29 protein-coding genes and 1 pseudogene are annotated in these 25,514 nt (G+C 52.7%); 8 read left to right on the forward strand and 22 right to left on the reverse strand.

Annotation, left to right across the window (positions count from 1 at the left end; translation table 11 throughout):
• Window positions 1-70 precede the first annotated feature (70 nt).
• The gene (locus tag D5261_RS18275) at window positions 71-2,506 is read left to right on the forward strand and encodes a diguanylate cyclase domain-containing protein (protein ID WP_119325212.1); all 2,436 of its coding nucleotides are present in this window, start codon (window positions 71-73) and stop codon (window positions 2,504-2,506) included.
• A 585-nt stretch (window positions 2,507-3,091) separates the two neighbouring features.
• Here D5261_RS18275 and D5261_RS18280 read toward each other — a convergent pair.
• Both D5261_RS18280 and D5261_RS18285 read right to left on the reverse strand, forming a co-directional pair.
• Entirely contained in the window at window positions 3,092-3,397 is a 306-nt protein-coding gene (locus D5261_RS18280; RefSeq protein ID WP_119325211.1) for a hypothetical protein, read from the reverse strand.
• 791 nt (window positions 3,398-4,188) lie between these two features.
• Complete coding sequence (locus D5261_RS18285; RefSeq protein ID WP_119325209.1) at window positions 4,189-4,518, reverse strand: hypothetical protein; 330 nt, start codon at window positions 4,516-4,518, stop codon at window positions 4,189-4,191.
• A gap of 1,092 nt (window positions 4,519-5,610) precedes the next feature.
• Here D5261_RS18285 and D5261_RS18290 point away from each other — a divergent pair.
• Window positions 5,611-5,961, forward strand: coding sequence for a glyoxalase superfamily protein (locus tag D5261_RS18290; protein ID WP_119325208.1), 351 nt, complete (start codon window positions 5,611-5,613; stop codon window positions 5,959-5,961).
• Window positions 5,962-6,197: 236 nt separating this feature from the next.
• Here D5261_RS18290 and D5261_RS18295 read toward each other — a convergent pair whose 3' ends face one another.
• From D5261_RS18295 to D5261_RS18350, 12 genes are all read right to left on the reverse strand, one after another.
• Window positions 6,198-6,716, reverse strand: coding sequence for a GNAT family N-acetyltransferase (locus D5261_RS18295; protein WP_119325207.1), 519 nt, complete (start codon window positions 6,714-6,716; stop codon window positions 6,198-6,200).
• Window positions 6,717-6,911: 195 nt separating this feature from the next.
• Complete coding sequence (locus D5261_RS18300) at window positions 6,912-7,271, reverse strand: STAS domain-containing protein (protein WP_165864690.1); 360 nt, start codon at window positions 7,269-7,271, stop codon at window positions 6,912-6,914.
• A 57-nt stretch (window positions 7,272-7,328) separates the two neighbouring features.
• Window positions 7,329-7,790, reverse strand: coding sequence for a YgfX family protein (locus tag D5261_RS18305; RefSeq protein WP_125206425.1), 462 nt, complete (start codon window positions 7,788-7,790; stop codon window positions 7,329-7,331).
• Between the two features lie 480 nt (window positions 7,791-8,270).
• Window positions 8,271-8,570, reverse strand: a complete 300-nt coding sequence (locus tag D5261_RS18310; RefSeq protein WP_119325204.1) for a hypothetical protein — start codon at window positions 8,568-8,570, stop codon at window positions 8,271-8,273.
• 138 nt (window positions 8,571-8,708) lie between these two features.
• Window positions 8,709-8,930 (reverse strand): hypothetical protein, encoded by a 222-nt coding sequence (locus D5261_RS18315; RefSeq protein ID WP_119325203.1) that lies wholly within the window; start codon window positions 8,928-8,930, stop codon window positions 8,709-8,711.
• 54 nt (window positions 8,931-8,984) lie between these two features.
• A complete protein-coding gene (locus D5261_RS18320) occupies window positions 8,985-9,512 on the reverse strand; it encodes a hypothetical protein (protein ID WP_119325202.1) in 528 nt (175 codons plus the stop codon).
• A gap of 49 nt (window positions 9,513-9,561) precedes the next feature.
• Window positions 9,562-9,825 (reverse strand): hypothetical protein, encoded by a 264-nt coding sequence (locus D5261_RS18325; RefSeq protein WP_125206423.1) that lies wholly within the window; start codon window positions 9,823-9,825, stop codon window positions 9,562-9,564.
• A 43-nt stretch (window positions 9,826-9,868) separates the two neighbouring features.
• Entirely contained in the window at window positions 9,869-10,087 is a 219-nt protein-coding gene (locus D5261_RS18330; RefSeq protein ID WP_119325201.1) for a hypothetical protein, read from the reverse strand.
• Window positions 10,088-10,122: 35 nt separating this feature from the next.
• A complete protein-coding gene (locus tag D5261_RS18335; protein WP_119325200.1) occupies window positions 10,123-10,329 on the reverse strand; it encodes a hypothetical protein in 207 nt (68 codons plus the stop codon).
• Window positions 10,330-10,529: 200 nt separating this feature from the next.
• Window positions 10,530-10,868, reverse strand: a complete 339-nt coding sequence (locus D5261_RS18340) for a hypothetical protein (RefSeq protein WP_125206422.1) — start codon at window positions 10,866-10,868, stop codon at window positions 10,530-10,532.
• Window positions 10,869-11,041: 173 nt separating this feature from the next.
• Window positions 11,042-11,386 (reverse strand): hypothetical protein, encoded by a 345-nt coding sequence (locus D5261_RS18345; protein ID WP_125206421.1) that lies wholly within the window; start codon window positions 11,384-11,386, stop codon window positions 11,042-11,044.
• Between the two features lie 329 nt (window positions 11,387-11,715).
• Window positions 11,716-11,994, reverse strand: coding sequence for a hypothetical protein (locus D5261_RS18350; RefSeq protein ID WP_125206420.1), 279 nt, complete (start codon window positions 11,992-11,994; stop codon window positions 11,716-11,718).
• Window positions 11,995-12,002: 8 nt separating this feature from the next.
• Between D5261_RS18350 and D5261_RS18355 the strand changes: the two genes are divergently transcribed.
• Window positions 12,003-12,356, forward strand: coding sequence for a hypothetical protein (locus D5261_RS18355; protein ID WP_165864689.1), 354 nt, complete (start codon window positions 12,003-12,005; stop codon window positions 12,354-12,356).
• A 48-nt stretch (window positions 12,357-12,404) separates the two neighbouring features.
• On the opposite strand, the gene D5261_RS18360 is transcribed toward D5261_RS18355, so the two are convergent.
• The 6 genes from D5261_RS18360 to D5261_RS18390 all read right to left on the reverse strand — a co-directional run bounded on the left by D5261_RS18360 (window position 12,405) and on the right by D5261_RS18390 (window position 16,187).
• A complete protein-coding gene (locus D5261_RS18360; RefSeq protein ID WP_119325195.1) occupies window positions 12,405-12,623 on the reverse strand; it encodes a hypothetical protein in 219 nt (72 codons plus the stop codon).
• Window positions 12,624-12,741: 118 nt separating this feature from the next.
• Window positions 12,742-13,251 carry a hypothetical protein gene (locus D5261_RS18365; protein WP_125206419.1) on the reverse strand — a complete coding sequence of 170 codons (510 nt, stop codon included), beginning with the start codon at window positions 13,249-13,251 and terminating at the stop codon, window positions 12,742-12,744.
• 329 nt (window positions 13,252-13,580) lie between these two features.
• The gene (locus tag D5261_RS18370; protein WP_125206418.1) at window positions 13,581-13,871 is read right to left on the reverse strand and encodes a hypothetical protein; all 291 of its coding nucleotides are present in this window, start codon (window positions 13,869-13,871) and stop codon (window positions 13,581-13,583) included.
• A gap of 91 nt (window positions 13,872-13,962) precedes the next feature.
• Window positions 13,963-15,139 (reverse strand): IS3 family transposase gene (locus tag D5261_RS18375; protein ID WP_435792404.1). Its coding sequence is split into 2 segments (ribosomal slippage): window positions 13,963-14,869 and window positions 14,868-15,139, totalling 1,179 coding nucleotides; the frame shifts between segments, so codons are not numbered across the junction.
• Between the two features lie 626 nt (window positions 15,140-15,765).
• Window positions 15,766-15,960, reverse strand: coding sequence for a hypothetical protein (locus tag D5261_RS18385; RefSeq protein ID WP_119325191.1), 195 nt, complete (start codon window positions 15,958-15,960; stop codon window positions 15,766-15,768).
• 11 nt (window positions 15,961-15,971) lie between these two features.
• Window positions 15,972-16,187, reverse strand: coding sequence for a transposase (locus tag D5261_RS18390; protein WP_119325190.1), 216 nt, complete (start codon window positions 16,185-16,187; stop codon window positions 15,972-15,974).
• Window positions 16,188-16,371: 184 nt separating this feature from the next.
• Between D5261_RS18390 and D5261_RS18395 the strand changes: the two genes are divergently transcribed.
• The gene (locus tag D5261_RS18395; RefSeq protein WP_119325189.1) at window positions 16,372-16,872 is read left to right on the forward strand and encodes a YciE/YciF ferroxidase family protein; all 501 of its coding nucleotides are present in this window, start codon (window positions 16,372-16,374) and stop codon (window positions 16,870-16,872) included.
• 88 nt (window positions 16,873-16,960) lie between these two features.
• Here the strand turns inward: D5261_RS18395 and D5261_RS18400 are convergent, their stop codons facing one another.
• Window positions 16,961-17,272: a hypothetical protein gene (locus D5261_RS18400; protein WP_125206417.1), complete on the reverse strand. Its 312-nt coding sequence runs from the start codon at window positions 17,270-17,272 to the stop codon at window positions 16,961-16,963.
• A gap of 1,078 nt (window positions 17,273-18,350) precedes the next feature.
• On the opposite strand from D5261_RS18400, the gene D5261_RS18405 reads away from it, so the two are divergent.
• On the forward strand, window positions 18,351-19,535 hold the full coding sequence (locus tag D5261_RS18405) for an IS256 family transposase (protein WP_119325188.1): 1,185 nt from the start codon (window positions 18,351-18,353) through the stop codon (window positions 19,533-19,535).
• 185 nt (window positions 19,536-19,720) lie between these two features.
• On the opposite strand, the pseudogene D5261_RS18410 reads toward D5261_RS18405, so the two are convergent.
• Window positions 19,721-19,894: pseudogene (locus D5261_RS18410) on the reverse strand (integrase core domain-containing protein); the annotation flags it as partial.
• Between the two features lie 334 nt (window positions 19,895-20,228).
• Between D5261_RS18410 and D5261_RS18415 the strand changes: the two are divergent.
• The 3 genes from D5261_RS18415 (at window position 20,229) to D5261_RS18425 (ending at window position 24,875) form a co-directional block, all read left to right on the forward strand.
• On the forward strand, window positions 20,229-21,299 hold the full coding sequence (locus tag D5261_RS18415; RefSeq protein WP_119325186.1) for a substrate-binding domain-containing protein: 1,071 nt from the start codon (window positions 20,229-20,231) through the stop codon (window positions 21,297-21,299).
• A gap of 28 nt (window positions 21,300-21,327) precedes the next feature.
• Window positions 21,328-22,056, forward strand: a complete 729-nt coding sequence (locus tag D5261_RS18420) for a prepilin-type N-terminal cleavage/methylation domain-containing protein (protein WP_119325185.1) — start codon at window positions 21,328-21,330, stop codon at window positions 22,054-22,056.
• Window positions 22,057-22,265: 209 nt separating this feature from the next.
• Window positions 22,266-24,875 (forward strand): RICIN domain-containing protein, encoded by a 2,610-nt coding sequence (locus tag D5261_RS18425; protein WP_119325184.1) that lies wholly within the window; start codon window positions 22,266-22,268, stop codon window positions 24,873-24,875.
• Window positions 24,876-25,514 lie beyond the last annotated feature (639 nt).

Consider the following 25,514-nt stretch of genomic DNA (forward strand, 5'->3'; position numbering starts at 1 on the left):
CCATCAGTGCTCGCGCTAATTCTGCTGTGCGTTTTGAGGAATGTCGCTTGGATAGGAACAGGATCAGATCATGAATGCGCCGCTGCCCCGTGACGAACAAAGGAGACTCACGCTTCTAGGCGAGGCGCGCATTCTCGATACTCCGCCCGAAGACGCCTTCGACGACATTACAAAGCTCGCCGCGCAAATCTGCGATGTCCCCATAGCCGCCATCAGCCTCATTGATGAAGAGCGTCAGTGGTTCAAATCCGTTATCGGCTTGAACGTGACCGAGACGGCCAGAGATCAAGCCTTCTGTGCGCATGCCATTCTCCAGCCTGACCTACTTATTGTCCATGATGCTTTAGAGGATACAAGATTCGCCGATAACGCACTGGTCATCGCTGAACCCGGGATCCGCTTTTACGCGGGCGCGCCGCTACTCACGTCCGATGGGATTGCCCTTGGCTCGTTATGTGTCATTGATCGCGTTGCGCGAAAACTAAGCGATGAGCAGAAAGCTATACTGCAAATGCTGGCGAGGCAAGTTGCAGGGCGTATCGAATTACAGCGGCAAATTGTAACGCAGGGGCAGTTAATCGCCGAACGATCCTTAGCACAGTCAGCTCTGATGCAGCGTGAGGAGGAACTCACAGCCATCATCGAACATGCCGTGGAGGGCATCTATCTCTTTGATCCATCCACGCGGCGGGTAATCAAATCCAATGCCGCGCTTAGGACGATGCTTGGCTACACAGAAGAGCAGTTGATGCAGTTGACGCTGTACGATATCGTTGGCCATGTTCGGTCCAGTATCGATCGCACGGTGGAGGCATTGTGGCAAGGTAAGGAGGTTGCGCTCGGCGAACGGCAGTATCTACGCAAGGATGGCTCAGTGATTATTGTCGAAGTGAGTGGACGGGTTATCACTTACCAGGATCAACTTGCGGTGTGCGTAGTCGTGCATAACCTCACGCCGCAACGAGCCTCAGAAGACGCCCGAAGAGCTGCGGAAGCGAGCTACCAGGGGTTGTTCGAGAACGCGGCAGAGGGAATTTTCCAAACGACGCCGCAAGGACGCTATCTGAGAGCGAACTCTGCTTTGGCTCGAATTTACGGCTATGAATCTTCGGGGCAAATGATCGTCGAAGTCTCAGATGTCTCGACTCAGCTTTATATTGACGAAGGCCGGCGCGCGGAATTCACACGTCTAATGGCCTCTAACGGCGGAGTAACAAACTTCGAATCGCAGATCAGACGCAGAGATGGGAGCGTCATATGGATTTCGGAAAGCGCTCGTTCCGTGTTTAGCGAAACGGGTACGCTGATCTGTTATGAAGGGTTTGTACAAGACATTACTGACCGTAAAGATTGGGAAATGCAGCGCGAGACTGATCTCATTGAAGCCCGGTTTCGCGCTGATCACGATTCGCTCACGGAGCTATGGAATCATCGCGCCTTCCACAGACAGGCGGAGCAGCATATAGCTGAGGCCGCTCGTTGCGGCGAATCACTAGCCCTGATCATGATCGATATTGACAACTTTGAGTTCTTTAACGGTGTCTACGGCCATGTCACGGGCGACGAAGTTCTACGCATGGTCGCTAATAGATTGCAAACTGTGTGTGGCGTACGCGATGTCGCTGCTCGTTTCGGCGGCGACGAGTTTGCTCTGCTGTTGGCTGATGTCGGCTTCAGCTCCAAGGGTGAACTGGAAAGGGAATTGACGGCGAAGCTGCACGGCCTGACATTTTGTCCTGAGTCCCATGGCGCGCCCCTTCCAATCACATGCTCTTTAGGAGCCGTCGTCTATCCTGCTGAAGGGAGCCACCGATTGGAACTGCTGCATATTGCGGATGAGCGGCTTCGCAGAGCAAAAACCGGTGGTGCGCAAGATACGGACGCCGACCACATGCGTGAATATCTGCACCACGCCATCGCTGGTTTTTCCATGCTGGATGCTTTGGTCAACGCCGTCGACAACAAGGACCGCTACACCCGCCGTCACTCGGAAGATGTGATGGACCACTGTCTGGTGATTGCTCGTGAACTTGGAATGGGAGAAGAATTTCAGCATACCCTCGCTGTCGCCGCATTGCTCCATGATGTCGGTAAGATTGGCGTTCCTGACGCCGTCCTGCGCAAGCCTGGAAATCTCACGGATGCGGAATACGCCGCTGTCAAGCAACACCCAGAGATGGGGGCGGCTATCGTGTCCGCCGTCCCGGGGCTGGAAGCAACGTTAAACGCCATTCGTTATCATCATGAATGTTACAACGGCAGAGGATACCCTATGGGGCTCCGCGGAGAGGAAATCCCACTAATTGCGCGCATTATGGCGGTGGCGGATGCCTATTCCGCCATGACGATGGATCGGCCTTATCGAAAGGGAATGGCCAACGAGCGAGCCCTATCTATCCTCTCCGAAGGGATAGGAGAACAATGGGATAAGGAGTGTGTGCACGCCTTCTTGCGAGCGAAGCAAGATGCGACCATGGAAGCGAAGTATATTCGTTTAGCAGCTTGAAACTTGGTCTTGTTGTATCATAACTACGGAGAAATAACGATATCGCGCTTTTGCTACCAAGCCTCATCCCTGTAAAATGTATCCCTGCAAAAGTAGTCGCTTCGTGCTGCCTGCCTAGACCGATCAGTTCTAAACTCCATCTGTCCAGCTCCTAAGCTAGTGACTGTACAAACGATCTCCTCTGAAGGGACTTGGGAGGTAAACGTTATCAGGAATGTATCCACAGACTCATCTTGCACGCTCTCGGCGGCAATCGTGGGCTTGAAACAGGGAATTTATTCGATCTTCTCTTGCTGGGCAGACATCACTTTCATGATCTGTTATCCCGGGTATGTTATTCAATCTCAACATCCGAAGCACATCACTGGAGGCGTGCTCGGACAAGTAGCGGCGAGAGCGTACAGCGGGCCAAGCTAGGTTGCCTCTGCGAACCAGATCAGATCGAGCGGCTTGTATACGCGCTCAATGGTTGCTCCGAGTTATGCTTCGACGATTGTGTCCACTTGCTTTTCTTCGTATAACCGCTAATCGGGGCCATTGTGCGCCAGGATGCAGATAAGGTTTTTCATTCGGCGAGTGCCTCCTTCATTCTATCCGTCCCATGCCCTCGACTTCGAACGCAAGTTGCTGGATATCGTCCCTAACGAGCGTACGATGGATGCGGCAGTAGATCGGACCAATTTCATCTACTTCGTCTGGATAAACCAGTTCAAGCGGCTCAAGATCATCGGCTTCGGCCGCTCGCTCGTAGGCATCAATAATACGTAGCAAAGCATCCGGAACGCCACCGCGGACAAGGATGGGGCGACTATCCTGATCTACAATCGTGTAAAACTCATAATCCCCGGATTCGTACTGGTTGGTCGTCGGGTTGATATGGCTTCGAAACAAATAAAAAGTTGGGACATACTGGGTTCTTCCAATAATCTTTCTAATCGCTATTTGATGCCTAGCCTCTTCACAACTTTGTGTCTAGCCTCGCGGCCGCTCTCTGTCTTAACCTCAAAAACCAACATCGAATTCTATTACCCGAGGGAGCTGGGAAGATACAATCGCCAGGATGTATAATGGCCAAGGAAGTACACCCTAAGGGGCCGTTTAAGATCGACCGGTTTATATCCGTACTCGACAGGTGTTCTATAGTGCGATTTCTTGAGTGCGCTGCTTACTTTTCCTCTGCGGAGCCCTAAATTGCGATTAACATTTCTAGGAGCCGCATCCACAGTTGCTTATAGAATATGATGGTCGAACGAAGTAATCTTAGGCTTGTCTGTCCAACGAAACAAGTCTAGACTTGACGCTTAGAGTACCACTTGCGCATTTCATCGTCGGCGGCCCCAAGGCGGCCAGCTGCTCTCAGGATCTCAATTCTAGTCTTCAAATCCTGCAAACTTCCATCTTCTGGAGCAACCTCCAACGCATTGAGAAATGTCTGTTCAACCATGCGCATAAATGCATCCGGCGTCTCTGTCTTCATGCGTTGTGTGGAATAGATACCTGTCCTAGCCATTGATAATCCGATAACCTCCATTACTGAAATTGTACTATATATTTCAATCGAATGTCACATGATGTTACGAGCACAACTGGGATATTCAGGGCCTGCCTGGTCCAAGATGCTCCCGTGCGTCTGTTAAATGTTTTTTGAGAGCTTCAATTTTGATCTTTATCCCACTATGACCTTAGAGAGGGTCAACAAGCCCGCGCAAAACCTCGGCCTCAAATGCGTAGCCTAAAACCTGCATTTCATCGAGATCAGGAACGATCGATCGAGCCTGCTTGGCGTTCTGGCGAACACGCAAGGCGAACTCCTGTACGCCTTGCTGCTTAATCCTTTTCGCGCCTGCGCAGATCTCTTCCTCGCCGATACGCAGGAACAGGGTTGCCCATAGCGTGAGGTTATTAGCGGCGAGCAGATGGTCCGCATCCAGATATTCGCCGTGCTCATCTAGCCACTTTTCAATAGCCAACCGCGTGGCGCAAAGCTGGGCGTCGGGATCAGATTCGCTCATGATAAGTACTCCATAAGTTCTCCTAATGCGAATTGTTATTCCTGCTGAACCATCATCGTTCAATAGAGTGTTCCCAGTATTCAGTCCCGTACATCTAGATCAGCCTCGGCGTTAGTCTACATCAAGCCAGTCCGACAAACTTCTTGCCGAGCTTTATGTCGAGCATCATACGTTCCTCGCCCGGGCTGATAGTCGCGCTTGTTACGTTATCGAGGGTTTATGTCCAGCCGTCCATCTTTCGCCAGTGAAATTTCATGTGCGGTCCTATCCTTCGCCGCTTCGACTCTCCAAGTGTAGTCGCGGCGTCGACAGCGCGCTTCTTTGCTGTTGGCTGCGTCAGTAGCTTCGGAGACCACAGATCAACCTTCCTAAACTTTGGCGGTGGCTTCCTGAGCATGAATGGCGGCCTCTTCAAAGTTCACAGAAGCGGTTTGTGTATATGTTTCGGAGTCCTACGCGGGAATCTTGGCTTCTTTGGCAAAGGTACTTAGCATGTCGATGCGAGCATTCAAAATACAGATCTGAAGTCTATCTATCATAAATTTCGTAATATGAATAATGGGAATGTGTTTTAGTGATTTCCACAGCTACGCTTGCTTCCTGAACTTCGTCCTACCCATTCTACAGCAAATTTGCAACTATGCGCAAAAAAATCAGATCGATCACCGCCAAAAAGGGATATGCGGATCTGACACATCCTCTTCATCCGTTGACCTATCACTATCGCGTCCCGACAGCGACGGCCTTGGCATGGGGTGCTAGAGGATGCCGCTTCAGGTGGGGCAACGGAGGCCTTTGCTGCTCCCGCCGCCTGAGCCGTCTCATTAGCCGCGCAGGCGTTCCGCTGAATATTATCTCCATTCACCATGGCGGTGGACAGCCCGTATCGCCTCCGTTCTGCGGTGGCGTCCATCACGTTTCACTAATGCTGGTTGACGATGACCCGCTGTTTGCATATTACGTGTTCTCAGGTATAGAAGTACCTAGGGCAGGGTATCGTAGCAAGTAGAAAGACTTACTCATCATGAGCATAATGTGATCATGGAAGATAATAGACGTCGTCCGCCTCGAATTCAGCAGCAGGGGTAAAAAATGAAAGTCAAACGAATCGTTGCCAACATCGCCGTATCGGATACGAAGGCGGCAAAACGCTTCTACGGAGACGTACTCGGTCTCGACATCTTGATGGGTAACGGCTGGATTACAACATATGGCTCACAGGACGAGATGAGCATTCAGGTGAGCATCGCCAGCCAAGGCGGCAACAGTACGCCAGTACCTGATCTGTCGATTGAAGTCGACGATCTTGACGCGGCGCTACGTCGCATCAAACACGAAGGGTATTCAATCGAATATGGGCCGGTGGATGAGACCTGGGGTGTACGGCGATTCTTTGTGCGTGATCCGTTTGGCAAGCTGATCAACATCCTTGCTCATATTTAACAGAGGGATGCCTAGCCCCAGTTTAAGATTTAGGTCCATGATCTATACGAACGCTGTCGGCGGCCCGACTCATAGATGGTGGCGCAGGCTTGCCGTCTGCAAGAAGTTGCACTCATAAGATGTTGTACGAGAGCGGTCGGCCAAAGGCCCGCCAGCGGGAACGCGCTCGTTAGGAGCTCCTGGTAAAAACCTTCAATAAACAATCGACTTTGTTAACATGCTGATTATGCACATGATCAATTCTTCACGTCACGCTCGATCCACTGTTTCCGCCATAATTGATATAGCTCCGGGCCGCTTAGCTGAAAGCCTAGCTTGTTAAGAATGCGTGACCAGCCGGGATGTATTCGCCCCCCATCGACTTCAATGCGATCGATTTTCATGTCCTCAAACATATATGTTACCGCGCGCTCAGTTGCTTCCCATGCATAGCCGTTTCTCCAGTACTTGCTGGCGATTTTACAGGACAGCGCGCCAATATTCGCGTTAGCTCCGAAAGTTATCGATCCGATGACGGAGTTATTTTCGCGTAGCGCGATCGCAAGAGGCGTAACTTCCGTGACCGCAACTTTAGAGCGATTTGCGAGCCAGCGAATGTTTGCGCGAGTCTGCTCGGCGGATTTCGGGGGGATATTCAAATATCTCATGACGTGGACATCCGACCAGTACCCATGGAATCCCGGCCAATCCTTTTCTTCGAAATGCCGTAGGATCAGTCGGTTAGTCGTGAGGCTCCAAGAGTTAACATCGTTCATGGGTACTACTCCCTAAGCACCTGAGTTTGCAAGCGCCTCGCTGTTAATTGCTCTGGGCGCCTTCCCACGCCGTTTACGACGGACCGAGCCTCGTGCCAGTAAAACATATCGCTACAAAAGTAGCTATTTCTTCGGACCTGATCCATCAGGTCCGAAGAAATAGCTTTCGTGTGCTGCATCGTCTCCTACCCAACATCATTGACTAAAATCATAAACTAGCGCTGTCTTGGATATAGCCTCTGTATTTGTGGCGAAAACCTCGAAGATTCGTGTAAGGCTGGTAAGCTCAAGGATACGCAGGACACTCGGCGTGGGACTGACCAAAATGAGGTTCCCGTTCATCTCCTGCATCCGCTTCAAGCTGCTGACCAGCACTCCCAGCGAACTGCTATCTAGGTATTTGACCAGGGAAAGGTTAATGATCAGGTTCTTGACGCCAGCGCCGAGAAGACGATCGATCTCCACTTTCAGGTCGGGAGAGGTAGTAAGGTCGAGGTCGCCGTCGATCTCGAAGATTCGGGTGAATCTATTGGGAGCGAGCGTATTAATAGTCAAAATAACGGAACTCTTTCTCTTTACAACTTGTCTATTTTGCGGCGATGTCCCCATCCTCTATTTTGGGGCGATGCATCCATCCTCAAACACCAGATCCGCGAGGCATCTTGGGCACTCCACATCCTTTGGGTTTTTGGTAGCGTTAATATAGATCATTCTCTGACATATCGGACAGTTTCCGTGGTGCAGGCCGGAGAGTTTGACTTTCTCGCTATTGAGCATCTCAGCGCTCACAGAGCCTGAGAAGGCCAGTACAATTTCGCCAATGATGTATAGGCTCAGCGCCGCCGCGACGACGAGCAGCCAGACACCTACTGCCTTTATCGGTGGTGCTAGGAACAGGCATATGAGACCTATGATGGCCAGCACTAGCAGAGCGCCCTGAGCGCCCTGCGCTTCGAAGCTGCCAAGGCTAGCGCCTTTGCGCAGCGCACGCCGCGCTAGAAGCTCGATTTCAGCGTCCGTGCATGCGCGAAACTTGACGCCCCTCGGCTGCATCTCAGGTGAGTGCGAAGTCATCCATGATTCCTCGGCAATCGTTGTCCCTATCCGCGCGAACAAGAGATCGATGCAAGAGTTTGAGGTTCTTCTTCCCTTTAACGCATTGGCATAGGTATGCATCAGGAGGCCGGCCCAGCAGCCTGAAGACATTTATTTGTGAGCAAATCTACTTTTGCTCTTTAAGATACCACTTTCGTAGTTCATCCTCCGCAGCCCCCGGTCTCCCAGTGGACCGAAGTGACGTGACTTTGAGCGCCAGGTCCCATAAGAATTGATCATCCGGAGCGCTTGCGCACCGTTCCAGGAGAGTTTTCTCAATTTTCTGAATGAATTCAGTGGGAGAGACAAAGCGACCTCCATAGGGTGAAGATGCGGTAAGACGAGCCATGGAATAATTCTTTCTATTTGTTTCAACGATACTGCGGCTGGAAACAGGGCATCGGTTCAGTCTTACTTGCTGAACAAATGTCACTTTCATGATCTGTTACCCCAGGCATGCTATTCTATCTCAACCTCGAAGCCCATCACTGGAGGCGTGTTGGGACAATTAGTTGCGAGAGCGTACAGCGGGCCAGGCCGCCTTTTATCCGCAGACCAGATCAGATCGAGAGGCTTACATCCGTGCTCGATAACTGCTCTGCGGTATGCTTCGACGATTGTATCCACCTGCTTTTCCTCGGCCGTTTCAAAAAACATGACCGGGCATTCCAATGTGCCAATGACAAAATAGTAATGTGCGCCATTTTCATTGGCGCCGCCAAGCGGGCTGGCGAAACGCTCCCGCAAATAGAACCTCATTAGCAGTCAACATTTCTAGAAACCATTGATGCGGCTCCTCGTATATCGGATTTAATCGCTCGTATTTCGAGTTTGATCGCCTGCCAAAGCAAGGTTACGCATGGGGCCTAGCTAGGCTTTACGCTTGGCGTATTGCGATTAAGTTTGGCGCTTGGCATACCACTTGCGCATTTCATCATCGGCTGCGCCGGGCCGCCCAGCCGCTCTTAGGGCTATGACCGTAGTCTGCAACCGATGCAAGTTTGCGTCGTCCGGAGCGCTCTCCAGGGCCTCCGCGAATGTCTGCTCGATCATACGCATGAACGCCGCCGGTGTGACCGTGCGCGCCGGCAGCGTAGTGTATGCGCCTGAACGCTTCATCGTCTCTTAACACCTCCATTCTGCTATGATTCAATTAAACGGCTGATCCTATGTTCAACGGGCTGACTGTGCGAGACCCGAGATCAGCTTATGTTCCTCCTCCAGACCGACCGGCGGCTTCAATCTGTGCGCCTGGAACATGAGCAGCAGCATCACGTACGCAGTCAGCGGCCGTCCCAGTTCAAAGACATCCTTCGCATCTTTCCGCTCCAGCGTCAGATCGGATTCCGTGTAAGCAATGCTGGTGATCTCTTCAAGGAAGATGGCGAAAGCCCCGTGCCTGTCGCCTCGAAAGAAGACACAGCTCTGAGTGTACGAAAGAACGCCGTTTTCTTCGAATTCCTGGGAGCCGGCACTGCGCTGGCGCTTCCTGAGGCATTCCGTGTCCCAGAAGATTTGTATGTGGCCTCCGACCGTGCGCTCCGGCTCCCATCCACGCTCTAAAATGCGCTTCACCCGAATGGCCGCCTCTTCCCGATCTGAATATTCAACTGGCACGCGTGGATCCTTCCGTTCGAACATGTCCGCAATCTCTTCATTGAACTCTCGCGCCCCCTCCGCTGCTTCGATTTTCGACATCATGCGCGGATCGAGGACGTTGCCGGAGCCGGTTTCGCGCGAAACCGAGTTGTTAGCGTCTAGTCATCTCATGCAGCCTTGAGAACTCCGCTGCGGCGCGGCTGATGAAATAACTGTCCGGCAAGGCGCGATAATGCGCTGGTGCTGACACGTCATATTCGACACTGAACTCTGTTGGCGCCTCGTGTGATTTTGTCGTCGCCTTGACGACGCAAATCGCTGTCTGACTCGCATTCGGCGTCGTGAATGTGCCGCTGTATGTATCGCAGTTGCCCCAGGTGCAAACTGGTGTCAGCTTTGGTTCTTTGAAGCTCATGAAATACGCCCCTGAGGTTTCGTGCGAAACCTTTGAAATCCACCTACCGAGCCGGCAGCGTCTTCACCGGCCGTTTGCTGATCTCATCCATCGATCGCGCAAAGGACTTCTCGATCTCGTTACCGATAAGTGTTGAGACGCCGATCAGCGCGCTCCCCGCCAGGCGCTGGACCGGCGGAGAGGCGATGTAGATCGCGATCATCGCCAGGGCCGCCAGGCGACTGCCTACATACCATTGATCGCGCCGTGAGAGGCCCCGCATACAATCTCCACTGGTTTCGCGCGAAATCGATCAAACTACTTCGCCCGCCTGCCAATCGTTTTAGGCCGCTCATTTGTCTCGAATTCGTCCATCATTTTCTTGAGTTGTTTCATAGCTTGCGAATTTCGCGCGTTCCTTGTCTTTGGCTGCCAGGAGCCCGGACGCCCCTCGTCTTCCGGATGCGCTTCGATGTCTTCGATCACACAATTGTCGTATTGGATTTCGTCAGGCTGATCGGTCATGGCTCGCTCCATGTTCACGTGAGACGGATATGGTACAATCGGCTATGATTATTATTGAAACGGTCCAATCATTTATCATATTTTGCGTACTGAATATTGCTTTTTGTTATCTTTGCGCATTTATCGTTCAAGGTGTTTCGTGGCTGGCCGTTAATCGATTGGAAATCCACAAACGATGAGAGGATCTTCCATGAAATGGGTTACTGATTTTTTTCACAAGCTTTTCGGGCGGCATTGGTGCGCTTATCAAAGATGCAGCGCTGAAGATCGCAATCGTCGCTGTCCTCAGTGTGTTCTTCCACTTGGCGCTTCACATGAGATGGGAAGTCATGGAAATACTTTGTGCGGTCTATCTTGCGTGCGCGGCCGGCTTCCTGTTCACGGCGTCCGCGCTCTGGCGCAATGGCTACCGGGTGAGCATCCAACGCCGCCAGTGACTGCTCGGCCTTGATCGCGATCGAGAAAGGCGAGAAGATCGTCTCAGCGCCCCTGGCGGTCGCGATCGCCCACACGCTGGGGATCTCAGCGGACGAACTCATGCGCTACGAACCGACCCTGCATCACATCGCGGAACCGGCGCACCTAAATCCTGGCGGGCATGGAATGGCGCGGCGAGAAGTTGAGAAATGACGATACTGGCCAGATCCTCGCGGCGATACTTCAGACGCCATCCTACTTCCCGCCACTTCGGCGATTAATTTTGAATATTCGTTTAGGAAACTTTCTCCCAATGCGTCAAAGTGAGATAACGCGGCGAAGCCAATCGGATATTAAACCCCTTCCATTCCCAGCCTTCCGCAAGGATCTCTTCTCGCGTGTAATGTGTATGGAGATGCCCCTCAATTGCACGGATCGAAGCTCCTTTTCGAAAAGCAACCTCCGCGTTGATCGCTTCGCACTCCTGGGCGCTGTGAGAGAAAAAACCTACCTGGGAGCCCTCGCTGATGACTTGGGAGAATACATCAAAGGGGGCTATCATGCTACTGGAAGCCAATTGATTCATTACGCCAGGTTCATCAGCAGCGGAAACAATAATATTTGCTTGATAGAGGGACACGCTCGTCATCTCCTGGGGACAGTCGCTCTGAAATTCTCACGGTAATATTTTGCTACACTTTAAATCGAATGTCAAGGATCTAACATAGGATTTGACAGGTGGCGTCATCCAATAACGAGAGCTTACTATGTAATTTTAACGCGATTTGGATCTGGATGGACGGCTTCCCACAAGGAAATGTCCAGATCGACATAGCAGGCGCTCATCCCAAGAGCCGCAGATATTTTCGCGATATAGCCTGGATGCGCCCGATCCTTACCGGCCAGACGCACGGTGACGCCGTCCGGGTGGAACGTCATCCTATCATCGGCCAGTATGGAAGCGATTTCCTATAGGATTGACTGGATGATCTCAGGGCTATAATGGCCGCACATCATGAAGTCGACGTACTTCGTCGTGCGGATGCTGTTCGCGGCATAGTAGGTGAACGTCATTGCTCTCTTAAGCGTAAACTTGTCCGTGTGTTGGGGTTGGCCGATCCGCCACATAAAACGCTCGATCGCATAACGCGTCATCAGACGCTGCATGTCCATGTGCTGTTTATAGCCTTTTCCGACCTCGTGCAACTCGACGGGATCTCCGGGAGCATCCTGCTGTGCATAGGCCACGACCACCAGTGAAGATCCTTTATGGAGAACAGGGGGTGCTATGGCCGGATCTCATCAAGCCCTACTTACGCAACAATCAAGGTCGAATTTGTCCATCTGACGCTCAGGCCAAGATCGTCTCGTATGGTCTCAACGAGCTTGGAATCGAAAATGATCTGAAACCTGACCATCCAGACGCCTGTACATTGCCCGCTCTTGATGGACCGCACGGTTCGCCCATCTCTGGAGTGCTGGTTGATACGGCAAACGCGCGCCCTTCCGCTCGCTATTTCGGCAGGGCCAATACAGCGTTCATGGACGGTCATGTCGAAGCGCTATGGTTGGAGCAGTTTTACTCCGTACAAATGCCTCCCGACAAATAGTTTACTCCATAGTTCTTAACTACAAAAAGATACATAATCCCGCGCAAACTACTCCCTGAAGAACGCGGCTGGGGTCCGGTCTCGCACATCCGGATCGGGCTTGCCGCCCGCCGCCGCCACGTACCGCTTCCAAGCTTCCCGGCCGTATTGCACCGCCAGCGCTACGTCGTGCTCCGCTCCCAGGCTGACACGAGCGTCGGCCGTCACGGTATCGAAGGTCTGTGTCCAGTTGTCCAGGTCGCTCAGCGTGGTCTCAAGTTCGGTCATGAAGGCTCCTTGGTCAATGGGTCATTTTGAGCTTAGGTGTATCTCGTTGAGCTTTAGGTGCATCTCGTCGACTCTTGATCGCCGCCAGCATACTTAGCACGTGGTGCTTCGCTGTGGACTATTCCCCTGCGCGGGCTTCCCACACTGTTTCTCCGTTCGCATCGTGAACTATGGCTACACCTCCGGGAGTCTGCGCTAACAGTCCAACAACGGGCTCGCCACTGGCCGTATTGACTGTAATTACACCGCCTTCGGAACCTGCGACCATATACGCCATTGCTTTGCCTGCATTATTGGAAACATTAATCGTGCCCCCTGACTGTCTCGACCCGATGCGTGCAGCAACAAGACCTTCACTGCCAGAAACGCTGATATCGCCTCCCCTGTTGTCAACAGCAATCCCGGCATGTCCGACGCCGTCCGCATGGAAAGCTCCAATCGTGGTCACTTTTTCATCGGCATTCATCGTGACTGCTGGCCTGCCATTTGGAGCAAAAAGTGCGAAATGCGTCGTATCCGAATCTGCTCTGATTACCAGAAGTGGTCTGCCTTCCGGTGTTTGAAACACCAACCCACCTTCCGGAACTGTAATTACTTGCATCTCTGGGCCGTTCTCTGAAGCCATCATTGTCTCCTCTGTTCCATATCTTACTACCAACTCTGCATCCGTCCGCGGATCGCCTCCTATTTCGACAGATAGGATGGTCTGCCGGTATAGGCGTTCCGTTTAAGTGTGGAGCAGCATTGCTTACGCCAATGCTGCTGCCGCCAATTCTACGAAAAGAACACATGCCACTGTCTGAATTATGTTTAGCTCGATACTGCGCCAGTCGCTTCCAGCCTTGGTGCGAACTCCTGATTGGATTGTGGATCGGGTTAGTATATCATCGTTTCTGTAAATTGTTGGAGTATGCTCGAATTTCTATTCGTGGTTATCTTTACTGCATTTTAGCGTTTTTAGGGGAATAGGTATTTGAGGATACGTGGATCGATATTCCAAAGACTTTCTGGCAGAGGTGATGGATATGATCCCGTCTCCCGAATAGGCGGCACGGTTGGAGCCGATTCGATCTTATCTTTACCCAACCTGGATTCCATTGCTTCCGCGCCTTCGTGATTATTTTTGCGCAGATCGACGGACACTAATGGGTGACGCACGTTGTCCTTGCGAATTTGGTAAGCCGTCACTTCACTGGCTATTATCGCTTCCTGAAGGAAGGAGCGTGGTCGCTGACGCAAGTCGGTCAAGCGATCGCCTCTCTGGCCTTGCAGAAATGCTGGCCCAATAATCCGATAATATAAGGTGGTCCTATTTGTCAAGACAGTCAAACGGCCTCTTTTAAGGTGGACTGTCTCCTTTCTGTAGTGGTTGTTTTCTGAGCAGTTGGTGCGGCTCGGCATGCACAACAGCGGGCGTCAGATTGCCCAACGACTGATGTGGCCGAACCTCGTTGTAAAACTTCAAATAGGACGAAAGACCTTGTCGCGCCTCACGCGGTGTTTCATAATCGGCCAGATAAACTTCTTCTTGTTTGACGCTGCGCCACAGACGCTCCGTGAAAATGTTGTCCAAATAGCGTCCGCGTCCGTCCATGGAGACGCGCGCTCCCGCCGTCAAAAATTGGCTCGTGAACTTCTCGCTCGTAAAATGGCTGCCCTGATCCGAATTGACGATCTCAGGAACTGCGCTCTTCAATGACGCGGCGGTGCAGCTCAGGACAAATGGAATTTCCAGTGTCTCCGATAATTCCCAGGCAACGACCAGCCTGGAGAACCAATCGAGGAACGCCACCAGATAAAGGAAGCCGCCGCGCAGCCGAATATAGGTGATATCCACGCCCCAGACCTGATTGGGCCGATCAATGCACAAGCCGCGCAGCAAATACGGATAGGCCTTGTGGTCAGGGCCATTAGGCTTCGACAGATTCGGAGCCGAATACAGAGTAAAGAGGCCCATCTCCGCGCGATAATGGCGGATCGTGTGCCGACTAACCAGGATGCCTTCCTGCGCCAAAAGCGTCACAAGTTTGCGTGTTCCAAGGCATGGTCGCTCGGTGTACCACTCATCGAGCCGATGTTTGATCGCGATCTCCGCATCTCGTGCGGGGCGTGGCTCATAATACAAGCTGCTGCGCGCCACGGACAGCAGATCGGCCTGCCAGAGCAGCGGCATAGCATGGCGTTCTTCGCGTTCGACCAGGGCCAGGCGTTCGTTAAGCGTCAGGTTCGAGGCCAGATTTTTTTTTCAGCCAGTTTACCTGCGTCGTGAGGCGACCGATCTCCTGGTAAAGCTGTTCGACTTTCTGCTCCTGCGATTCGTGAGCTTTGGCCTGCGAGTTCTTGCGTTCGAAGACCAGCGCCAAATCCGCGATGGCTTCCTGCTTCCACTTGGTCAGCAGGTTCGGATGAATCTGATGCTCGGAAGCAAGCTGGGCAACGGTCTTGATCTCTTTGAGCGCCTCTAAAACGACCTGGGCTTTGAAGGCGGCGGAGTAATGTTTTCGGGTGTTGGGCATGGTGGTGTATCCACCTTAATTGTGCCCGATTTACTGTCCGAATTTATGGGACCATTATAGATTACGGTGGTCTTGTATGGCAAGACGGCGCTCCTCAAGATCATAAGCCGGATTGCCATACATCGCCGTCTGGATATCACAACAAAGGTTGTGGCAGTTTGCTGGTAGCAGAACACAACGATCTGCCACAGTCCGGTCTTTCGTTTCAGCCGACACCGACCTGACGGATGACGAGATTGTGCGCGCTAAGAGCTTCTATCAATAGTCATTTTATTAAACTGATTGCTCGTGCGTTAACCTTGGCTGCTATTATCAGCACGAAAGCTTGTTATGGTTTCCCTTGGCGCTTATGGCGTACCTGAAGCCGATGAAGCTGATTGACTAGGACGAAGGCCCGCTCGACTACGCAACTGACGACGATTACTTTTCGAAGCATCAACTTTTATTTTATTCAGCGGAGCCTTTATCAGCGTGCAGCTTCGTTGGGCGCTAACGTCTCGCCTTCCCCTCGGGCTGCGTTTCGCGAGGATGGCGTCCACTTGTTCAGGCAGCAAGGTCGTCTCGTTCACGTTGGCCGCCGTGAATTCGGCAACCAAGATGCGGCCTGACTGGTCCACCAGATGGCGTTAGCTGCCAGCCTTGCCGCGATCCGTCGGGTTCTTGCCCGTCTTCGACCCGCCGTGTTTCGCCGGAACCAGCGAGGCATCGATACTGGCTCGCTCCCAGTTGATCTGATCGGCAATTCCGAGTTTGTCGAGTATCAGCCGATGTAACCGCGCCAGACGCCCGCTTCGCTCCAGTCCCGAAGGCGTCGCGAGCATTCATGCCGCGTTTACATCCCATTCGATGCGCTAGCAGAGGTGCGTATGCCTGACATTTCCTGGGGCAGATATTCCCAGGGAATGCCGGTGCGCAGGATAAACAGAATGCCGTCCAACGCCTTGCGATCCGCAACACGGGGCCGGCCGGAAATCTTTTTGGGTTTTGACGCCGGAATGAAAGGCGCGACGAGTTCCCCAAGTTCGTCCGAGACTAATTCTTTTGTCACAAAGGCCTTTTACCCGATATGGCGCTTTTGATAGGAGCTCTTAGTGCGCGACCTATGTTCAGCTGATGGGGATACCAAATGCTCCTCCTTAACGACTATGTTGCTCTCTAGTGAAGTTTGCCAAGGAATTATACTGGGAATAACTGGATGCAACCACAGCGCCACACTATTAGGAGCCCTATGCATGGAACTTAAGGAACTGAACGACCTTTACATCGATGAACTCAAAGACCTCTACAACGCCGAACATCAGATTTTGGAGGCTTTGCCCAAGATGGCGGATACCGCAACTTCGCCGAAGCTAAAGAAAGCGTTTCAGACGCACATTAAGCAGACACAAGTCCATGTGCAGCGTCTGGAGCAAATCTTTGAGGGTCTGGGTGAAAATCCCGCTGGTAAGATCTGTAAGGCAATGAAGGGACTTGTTGCCGAAGGCGCGGAAATGATCAAGGAGAAGGCTACGCCGGCAGTTAAGGACGCTGGCCTGATCACGTCAGCCCAGCGTGTGGAGCACTATGAGATGGCTGGCTACGGCTCGGTCCGAACCTTCGCCAAGCAACTTGGCTATGTTGAGGCAGCTGTTCTGCTCCAAACAACTCTGGATGAAGAGCAGCAGACTGATCTGGACTTGACCGCTCTGGCGGAAGCGACGATCAACAAGAAGGCTGCGTCTGGGGCGGCTTAAGCCAACGTTCTAGACCAATAATTTCACATGATGATGGCCCTAAGCCTTCTAAAGCTCGCTTGGGGCCGTTTTTGTCTAAATCCGCGGATCAAAAACGAGATACGCTTGGGATTTCTAGTCGTACGAATGTTGGCATGTACCAGAGGCTTCTCTCCATTTTTGAATAGACGGGGCCTGGGTTTTCACCATGATGCACCCAGGCTAACGTTAAAGGGCGAATGTGCTTTTCAGCCATCGCCCTGTCATAAGCAGCAATAATCGCCTTTACCAATTCTGCTTCTTGAGGCCCGAAACGAACTGGTTGCCGACTTACATCAACGATCGAAAAAAACGCTACTCCACAGCCTTCATCCTCATTCGTCAAAGGATTGACTGAGTCTTGATGTAGAAAATACTCCATTGGGCTTACTTTCTGGGTCGTTTGTTGCTGTGAGTGGCCTCTGGATATAACCTTCTATGTGCCTTAGACATACGAATGAGTTTGAGCGTGACCTGAAAACTGTTCGACCGCTTGGGCGCAACTGATCTCTTCTCTTATAGAGAAGGTGGCAATCAGGTCAGGCTCATCGATATTAAGCTGACCATCGGAACGTGACTAAGCAGACCTACCGCGCAGTGATCCAAAGGCCAGGATCGCACGGCTAATAAAATATTCTTCAGTGAAGCCGTGATACCGTTTGGCGTCATGCAACATAAGTGACGATGTCATTCTTTGTATTGTCCAATTCTCTAGAGGTTGTGAGGGCTTTGCCGTCGCGCTGATCACGCATATTATGACCCCTTCATCGTCTGGCATAGTAAACACCGCACGGTACCGCTCTGGCGATCCCCAGCTACGCACAGGAATTAAGGTTGGCTCTTTGTCACCCACAGACCATTCTACCCTTATATAAGCTTTCGACGCTTTGGCCATCAAAATAAGCGCCGCATCCTTCCGTCCAAGCTGATAGGGAGTACGGGACAGGTAGGCGCCAGTGAATGTCCACGATAGGTAGTGAGCAATTTACCAGAACGTCCAAGCTGTCGTGACCCGCTATCTTATCATCACCTTTAGAATATCGGCCAGATATTTACGCCGAAGTACTTTGTCTTACCTCATTGGTCGTTAGCTGCCGAGAACTGAGGTACTGTTGCACGCGTTAATCGTGTCCAATACTCCTGAAATGCCGCTCCGATGAGGGATTGGCGAAAAACTCCAATTGGTTCGCAAGCGAAGGCAAGGAGGTCTTCACTCATTATATAGTAAATTTGCAGGAGTGCACAGAATTTTTTTGCCACCAATAATTTATCGGACCGGCACTGTTATGGATAGTACTGCCACATTTCATCGCGCTATAATGCTCCCAAAAATCTGTACAGCGGTTTAACGACGCGGATCAGTTCGGTTAGTGTATCATCGTTTCTGTAAATTGGCTTAGGCCAAAAAATAGTAGGCCAGAGAGTATCCTTGAAGTTACCACACCACAAGGGGACCGACCATGACCTACCAGAACGATTGTACTCTCTCGGAGCAGTTTTTGGATCAACTCTGCGGCCAAGGACTCGATGCCTTGCCCGAACTGATCCGCATCGTCCTCAATAACGCCATGCAGCTCGAACGGCAGAAGTTTCTGGGAGCCGCGCCCCATGAGCGAACCGAACAGCGCACAGGCTACGCCAACGGCTACAAAGACAAGACACTTGATCTGCGAGTGGGCCGCACGGTCGTGCAAGTCCCGCAGACGCGCGACGCTCAGTTCTCCTCTGGAGGCTCGAATTTCTATCCGCAAAGCCTGGAGAAAGGCACACGCTCCGAGCGGGCATTGAAGCTGGCTCTGGCCGAGATGTATATCCAGGGCGTCAGCACACGCAAGGTCGCGGCCATCACCGAGCAGCTTTGCGGCTTTGATGTCACCAGTTCCGCCGTCTCACGCGCCACGCAGGAACTCGACGCTATCCTCCAAGAATGGCGCGAACGTTCACTCGGTGAGTTTGCCTATCTCTATCTGGATGCCCGTTACGAAAGCGTTCACCTGAGTGGGTTGCAGCGAAGGGCCGCCGTGCTGATCGCCATCGGTGTGGACCTGGAAGGCAAGCGTCAGGTGTTGGGGGTCTCGGTGGCGATTTCCGAACATGAGGTGCATTGGCGCTCCTTTCTGCAAAGCTTGCTGGCGCGTGGTCTTCGGGGCGTGCGCCTGGTCGTTAGTGACGCCCATGAGGGCATTCAAGCGGCGACCCGCTCGGTTTTGGGCGGCGTCCCCTGGCAACGCTGCCGATTTCATTTACAGCAGAACGCCAGCAAATACGTCCCCAAGCAGGACCTCAAGGTTCCTGTGGCGGCGGATATTCGCGCGATTTTCAACGCGCAGGATCGCATGGAAGCAGAGGCATTGCTCAAACGAACCGTCCAGAAGTACGAGAAGAGCGCGCCCAAACTTGCCGATTGGATGGAGCAAAATCTGCCTGAAGGGATGACTGTGTTTGCCTTTCCCGTTTCGCACCGCCGCCTCTTGCGTACGACCAATGGTCTGGAGCGAGTGAACCGTGAACTGCGCCGCCGCACACGCGTGGCGAGCATCTTCCCGAACGAGGCGTCTTGCTTGCGTCTCGTATCCGCATTATTGATGGAGATTAGCGATGACTGGCAGAGCGACAAGGCTTATCTGACGTTCACGAACGAATAACAGCGCAAAGAATTCGGGGATGCTCCAATAATTTTCAGAAAAGGTGTTGCATTATCTCAGTTCGGACAAAAAATGAGTCCTTGGCGGCAAGGCTGATCTAAAAACTGCTAGGAGAGTAAGGTGGCCCTATTTGTTAAGACAGTCTGACAGCCTTTTTGAGGTCGACTGTCTTCTTTCGTTTTCGATCATTTCCTCGCCATTCGGTGCGGCTGGGCGTGGACAAAGGCGGGCGTTACATTGCCCAACGACTGATGTGGCCGAACCTCATTGTAGAACTTCAAATAAGACGCAAGACCTTGGCGAGCCTCGGGCGGCGTTTCATAATCGACTCGGTAGACTTCCTCATGTTTAACACTACGCCGCAGTTTCAATAATTTATTGTTTGCTTATTGCATGGCGCTATTAAGAAGGATCTGGATGAGCTTAGGCAGGGCATCAAATCCCAATCCGCAAAGCTGCTCTAAAATTTCATCTGAAAACTGCTCCGAGAGAGTAGAATCGCTCTGGTAGGTCGTGGTCGTTGCCTTGTGGTCTGTTACCTCTAAGGATATTCCGTGGCCTGCTGTTTTTAGACCATGACCTATTTACAGAAACGATGACACACTATCGAAAAAAAAATGTTGCCAAAATTGGTATCAAAACAAAAAAAATTGTGTATAATAGCCATAGTTACTTTCTCTAAGGGGTAGGCCGATGAAGAAGGTTGCCCTTGCGACCCTAATGATTGAGAAGCGCATCGCTCATGCGGACCATGTGCTTACCGGTATGCCTGGAGAGAGGCAATTGGCTGAGGAACTTGGCATGAGCCGTCGCACGATTCGGACAGCCGTGCAGGAATTGGTCACTCGTGGAGTGCTCATCCGGCATGAGAATGGCCGTCTTGATGTGCCCGCTTTCGAGGATGAACAATGCCGGACGAAAGTCATCGGCTTCGCAACAGCAGCTATGGCGTCTGCGGATATCGATCTGTGGAGAGAGGGGGTTGTCGGAGCGCTTGAAGGGCAGAATGTTACTATTCGCCCTGTCGCGTACTCGCACTGGGCCGATCCGGCTTTACAGGAAGCACTGCTGCATCTCGATGGAGTGTTTTTGCTGGTCCCAGCCGAAAAGGTCCCGAGCTGGCTAACGAAAAAGATTGTCGTCAATAGATTGCGGGTGGTCATTTTGGATCAGGACGAAAGTCATGCTGGATTGCCCTCTGTAACATTGTTTCCACCCACAGCGGAGGACAAGCTGTTTGACCACCTTGTCAAGCTAGGGCATCAGCGGATCGACTGCTTGAATACACAGGCGGAGGACGCTGTAATAAAGGGACGTATCGCGGCGTGGCGAGAGTATCTAGATCTGTATAATCTGCCGGGCCAGCTTCGCTCTCTGACGATGTACAAACCCCTTGAGACGGCATATCGTGTCGTGCGGGACGCATTGAAAGAGGGAGAACCGGTCGCGTCCGCATTATTTTGCACTACCGGTCCCGCTGCGATGGGGGCCATGCGCGCCCTGCATGAGGCGGGCCTGGAAATCGGAGTTGATGTATCTGTGTGCGCGGTCAATGGCGAAGGACTGGGGCAATATCTGCTTCGTAGCCTCACCGAGCTGGCGTCGCCGTCACGCACATTCTATTTGCGTCACGCTGCTGAATGGATGATAGGAAAGCGAGAGTGGCAGGGGCCGTTGCTGATCCAGCCAACTGATGTTCAATTGTTCGAGGGCGAGTCAACCGGTCCCGCCCCTGTATTGCCTTTCGTAACACTGGGCAAATAGTCTCTTTATATCTATCTAGGAGAAATACATGTCCATCTCTACCCGACGCAGTCAAAACGGCTTCACTCTTATTGAATTACTGGTTGTTATAGCTATTATAGCAATCCTTGCTGTTGTTCTATTTCCCGTCTTCGCCAAGGCCCGCGAAAAGGCCCGCCAGACTTACTGCGCATCTAATCTCAAGCAAATTATTCTTGCTCTGTTACAGTATGAGCAAGATAATGACGAGACAACCATTCCGTTCCAGATGGTTGATCCTGACTGGGGTGTCTCCCAGAATTACTCGCAGATTCGCTGGTGGCCTGCTCTATATCCATATATTAAGAGCGACGCCGTCCTGAGGTGCCCTTCCGCCACGAATAATGGCGTCGTCATCGGCCACTATAACCAGCAGGCTTATGTATTCAACGCCGATATCATTCGTAGCACACAGGTCTGGGGCGGCACATGGAACGCCAACGGCAAGATCTCGCAAGTAGCTGCGCCGGCAAGCTGCGTCTTTTTGCTGGAATGGGAGTCGACCAATACCCCACGCGAGATCAGTAGCGGCGACTTCGACTGGACCATGGCGCACTACAAGACCGATGGCGGCGCTCAGCTACAGTACCAAGCCATGATCCGTCACACCGACGGCTCCAACTTCGGCTTCGTGGACGGTCACGTGAAATGGGCTCGCCCCGATCAGTTCTCACGCGACGACAACCCCCTCGCTACCGACGGCAAGCCCTACTGGTTCGCCCCACTGCGAGAGAAGTAGAGATCTATTCCCTAGCGTCTTAATTTCTTCCCAACCCCATTAAGCTGGGTTAATGGAGTTGGGAAGTTGTCCGCCTTCACATGCGTAAGCAAGTACGATATCTCTATCGCGTTTGTGAAGGCTAACAGCCTCTAAATAATCGCAACTTAGCCCATCAGGGCTAGACTTGAGCGTCGATCTAGAGTAGTCCATCCAAAGGAGACAACTTCATGACATTAAAGTTTGCATTGGTGTTATACGCAGTAATTGCTGTACTAAATGCACTTGCCGCACCCACTCATGCTCAGATCGTTTCGAGCGGCGTCTATACGGTGGTCAGCAAGGCGAGTGGATTAGCCCTCGACAATGAGGGATCTACCAGTGCCGGCAACGGAGTCTGGCAATGGAGTTCCGTCGCCGGCAGTACCAATCAGATGTGGCAGATCAACCGCCTTCCCAGTGGAAACTACACCATGGTTTGCCTGACCAGCGGTATGACGTTGGATAGCGGCAACCGCTTCCCGAACGGCAGTCTGCCGATCCAGAACACATCCGTGCCGCAAAACATCGATCAGGAGTGGATCGTCACACAACTTGCCAATGGCTCGTGCACTTTCGTCAACGCGGCGAACGGCCTTGCGCTCGATAACAGTGGCGCGACGGCGAACGGCGGAACGGTACGGCAGTCCACTCCGGCCAGCGGCAGCGCGAATCAGCAGTGGCAGGTGACATTGGTAAAGCAGTTGCCCATCGCTTCGGGAGGCATCTATACGCTCACCTGCAGGAAGAGCGGGCTGAACCTCGACAATGAGGGCGCAAGCGCGGCCGGAAATCAGGTATGGCAGTACGGCGGCGGCCTCGCCAATACGAACCAGGAATGGCGGATCACGGTTCTTCCCGGCGGCCAGTACTCTCTCACATGCGTCACCAGCGGCATGAATCTGGATAATGCCGGTTCCACCGCCAACGGGACAGCCATAACGCAAAACTATCCCCAGCCCGGGAGCAGCACGAACCAGCAGTGGACGATCGCAAGCGCCGGTGGAGCATACTGCACCCTTGTCTGCCAGAAGAGCGGCAAGGCGCTTGATAACGGCGGCTCCACGCTCTCCAACGCCCCCATTCAGCAAGCGGCCGTCGTGAGCGGCAGCGCGAACCAGCAATGGACGATCACGCCCGTTCAGATCGGCGCGAATACGCCGTTCATAACCTATGAAGCTGAGAGCGGCGCGCTTGCCGGTTCGGCGCACGTCACCGCCCTGACGACCGCTCCCACTACTATGTTCTCGTCGCCGGAGTTAGAGGCATCGGGACATGCATATGTCAACCTGGCGAATGCCGGCGATTCGGTCACCTGGACCAACAATACGGGCAAGTCGATCACGGCGATCAACGTGCGCTATTCAATCCCGGATTCCGCAGGCGGAGGCGGCAACACATCGACGCTGAACCTGTATGTCAACGGCACGTTCCGCCAGGCCCTTCCCGTAAGTTCGACGCAGACGTGGGTTTACGAAACGTCGGGCAATTACAATGGCATGAGCCAGAGCCCGTCGTCAGGCAATGCCCATGTGTTCTGGGATGAGACGCACGCGTTTGTCAGCGGAGCGGCCATCGCGCCGGGAAGCACAATTACACTGCAAAAGACGTCCTCGAATACGGCGGCCTACTACAATATCGACGCCATCGATCTGGAGGCGCCTCCGGCGGCATTGACGCAGCCCGCCAACTCGCTTTCCATCGCCAGCTACGGTGCGACGCCCAACAACAGTAGCTTCGACAACTCCACGGCCATTCAAAACTGCATAAATGCCGCGCAGTCGCAGGGGAAAAGCGTGTGGATTCCCCAGGGCGTCTACTACGTCTTCAGCGGTTCGCCGCTCACCGCTACGGGCATTACGATTTCGGGAGCGGGACCATGGTACAGCACCGTCATTTGCACGGCCAGTAACTGGTCCAACGGGTTTATCTTCCTGACTCACTCGGCGAGCTTCCAGAACCTGTCCATCGACGCCTCCGGGCCTAACGCCACCCCCGGCCTGTTTGCGATCCTGGCGTACGATGATAACTGGTCCCTGAACAACGTATGGACGCGTCATACGATGCTGACGTGGGCCGACGGCAGCAATATCACGATCTCCAATTGCCGTGTCAATAACTCGTGGGGAGACGGCGTCAACATCAACAATATCAATGGAAACGCCTGTAATAACGTCACGATAACGAACAACTTTTCGAGGGGCAACGGTGACGACGGCATGGCGCTGAACTCCTCAAACTCCAGTGCGCCGGTCATGACGGGCATTTTGATCTGCAATAACACCTGCGTCGCTGAGTGGTGGGCGAACAATATCGGCATCTACGGCGGCGTGAACGTCTTCGTCAACAACAACCTCGTTACCGATTCCGTGAAAGAGTTCGGCATCAGCGTCGGCCTCTACAGCGGCTCGGCCCATCTCCAGACCGCGTATATTCAGGGCAACGCCGTTCTGCGGGGAGGCAGCAATGGATGGAACCTGCAATATCCGGCGATGGGCATCGGCGTAAGCGGTAACTCAAGCAACATCAACGGCGTCTCAGTCACCGGAAATATGCTCGCGAACTCCCCCTTCGATGGCGTGCATATCAGTTCCGGCTCCAGCCTGTATGTTGCCGGTAACTTGATAACGACCCCTGGCCTGAACGGCTTCGAAGTCGATTCCGGCGCGACCGGTAACGCTTTCCTAATCTGCAATTCAGTCGCGAATCTCAAGTCTGGTCAGACAGCCTATATCGACAACGCCCCAGCCAGCAACTTCACGGTCACCGGATCCGGTAACATCGGATTCACTGTGCCTTGACACAATATAAGTTGGCCTAAAATGATCAGTCAGCCAGAGTCAAGAACATGACATTTCCCACCTGTAAAGGCTTGGGCTATAGTTAGGAACGTTTCCTGTCCTTTCCCCCGCGAAGCGAGGGGAAAGGACAGCGGATTTGCCCTATAATAGACGCCTCGAAAAACCTAATCTTAACATTATAAAGTCATTATGAAGTCATCTTCATGGCCCAGGATTTGGGCCTTGGTGACAGCTTGATCGCCAAATGGAAGAAAAGCGTAGAGAGTTCAACTCGGGATCCAATTCCCTGGCAAAGGACCCCATTCGGTCCAGAACTCGCACATCTCAAATGCGAGAATACTCGTTTGAAGGGGGAGAACGACATCCTAAATGCCAGTCGGGCTGGCGCACCCTTGTGGCAACAAAAAGCAGGCGGTATCTTCACGAACCGCCTGCAGTGAGATATCACTATATGCAAAACCATGCAGGATAAGTCTCGGTGCGGATGCTCTGCGAAGTAAGGAAGCCTAAGCAACCAGGGGAATAGGTGTCCCCAACGAAGACACGTTATGAGACTAAAACCAATCTTAGAATTACACGCATTAATTGCAATATTGGTCGCAATGGCAATGCCCGCTCACGCCTAAATCGGGCTACACA

The organism is Capsulimonas corticalis (genome assembly GCF_003574315.2).
In the GTDB taxonomy this organism is placed as follows: domain Bacteria; phylum Armatimonadota; class Armatimonadia; order Armatimonadales; family Capsulimonadaceae; genus Capsulimonas; species Capsulimonas corticalis.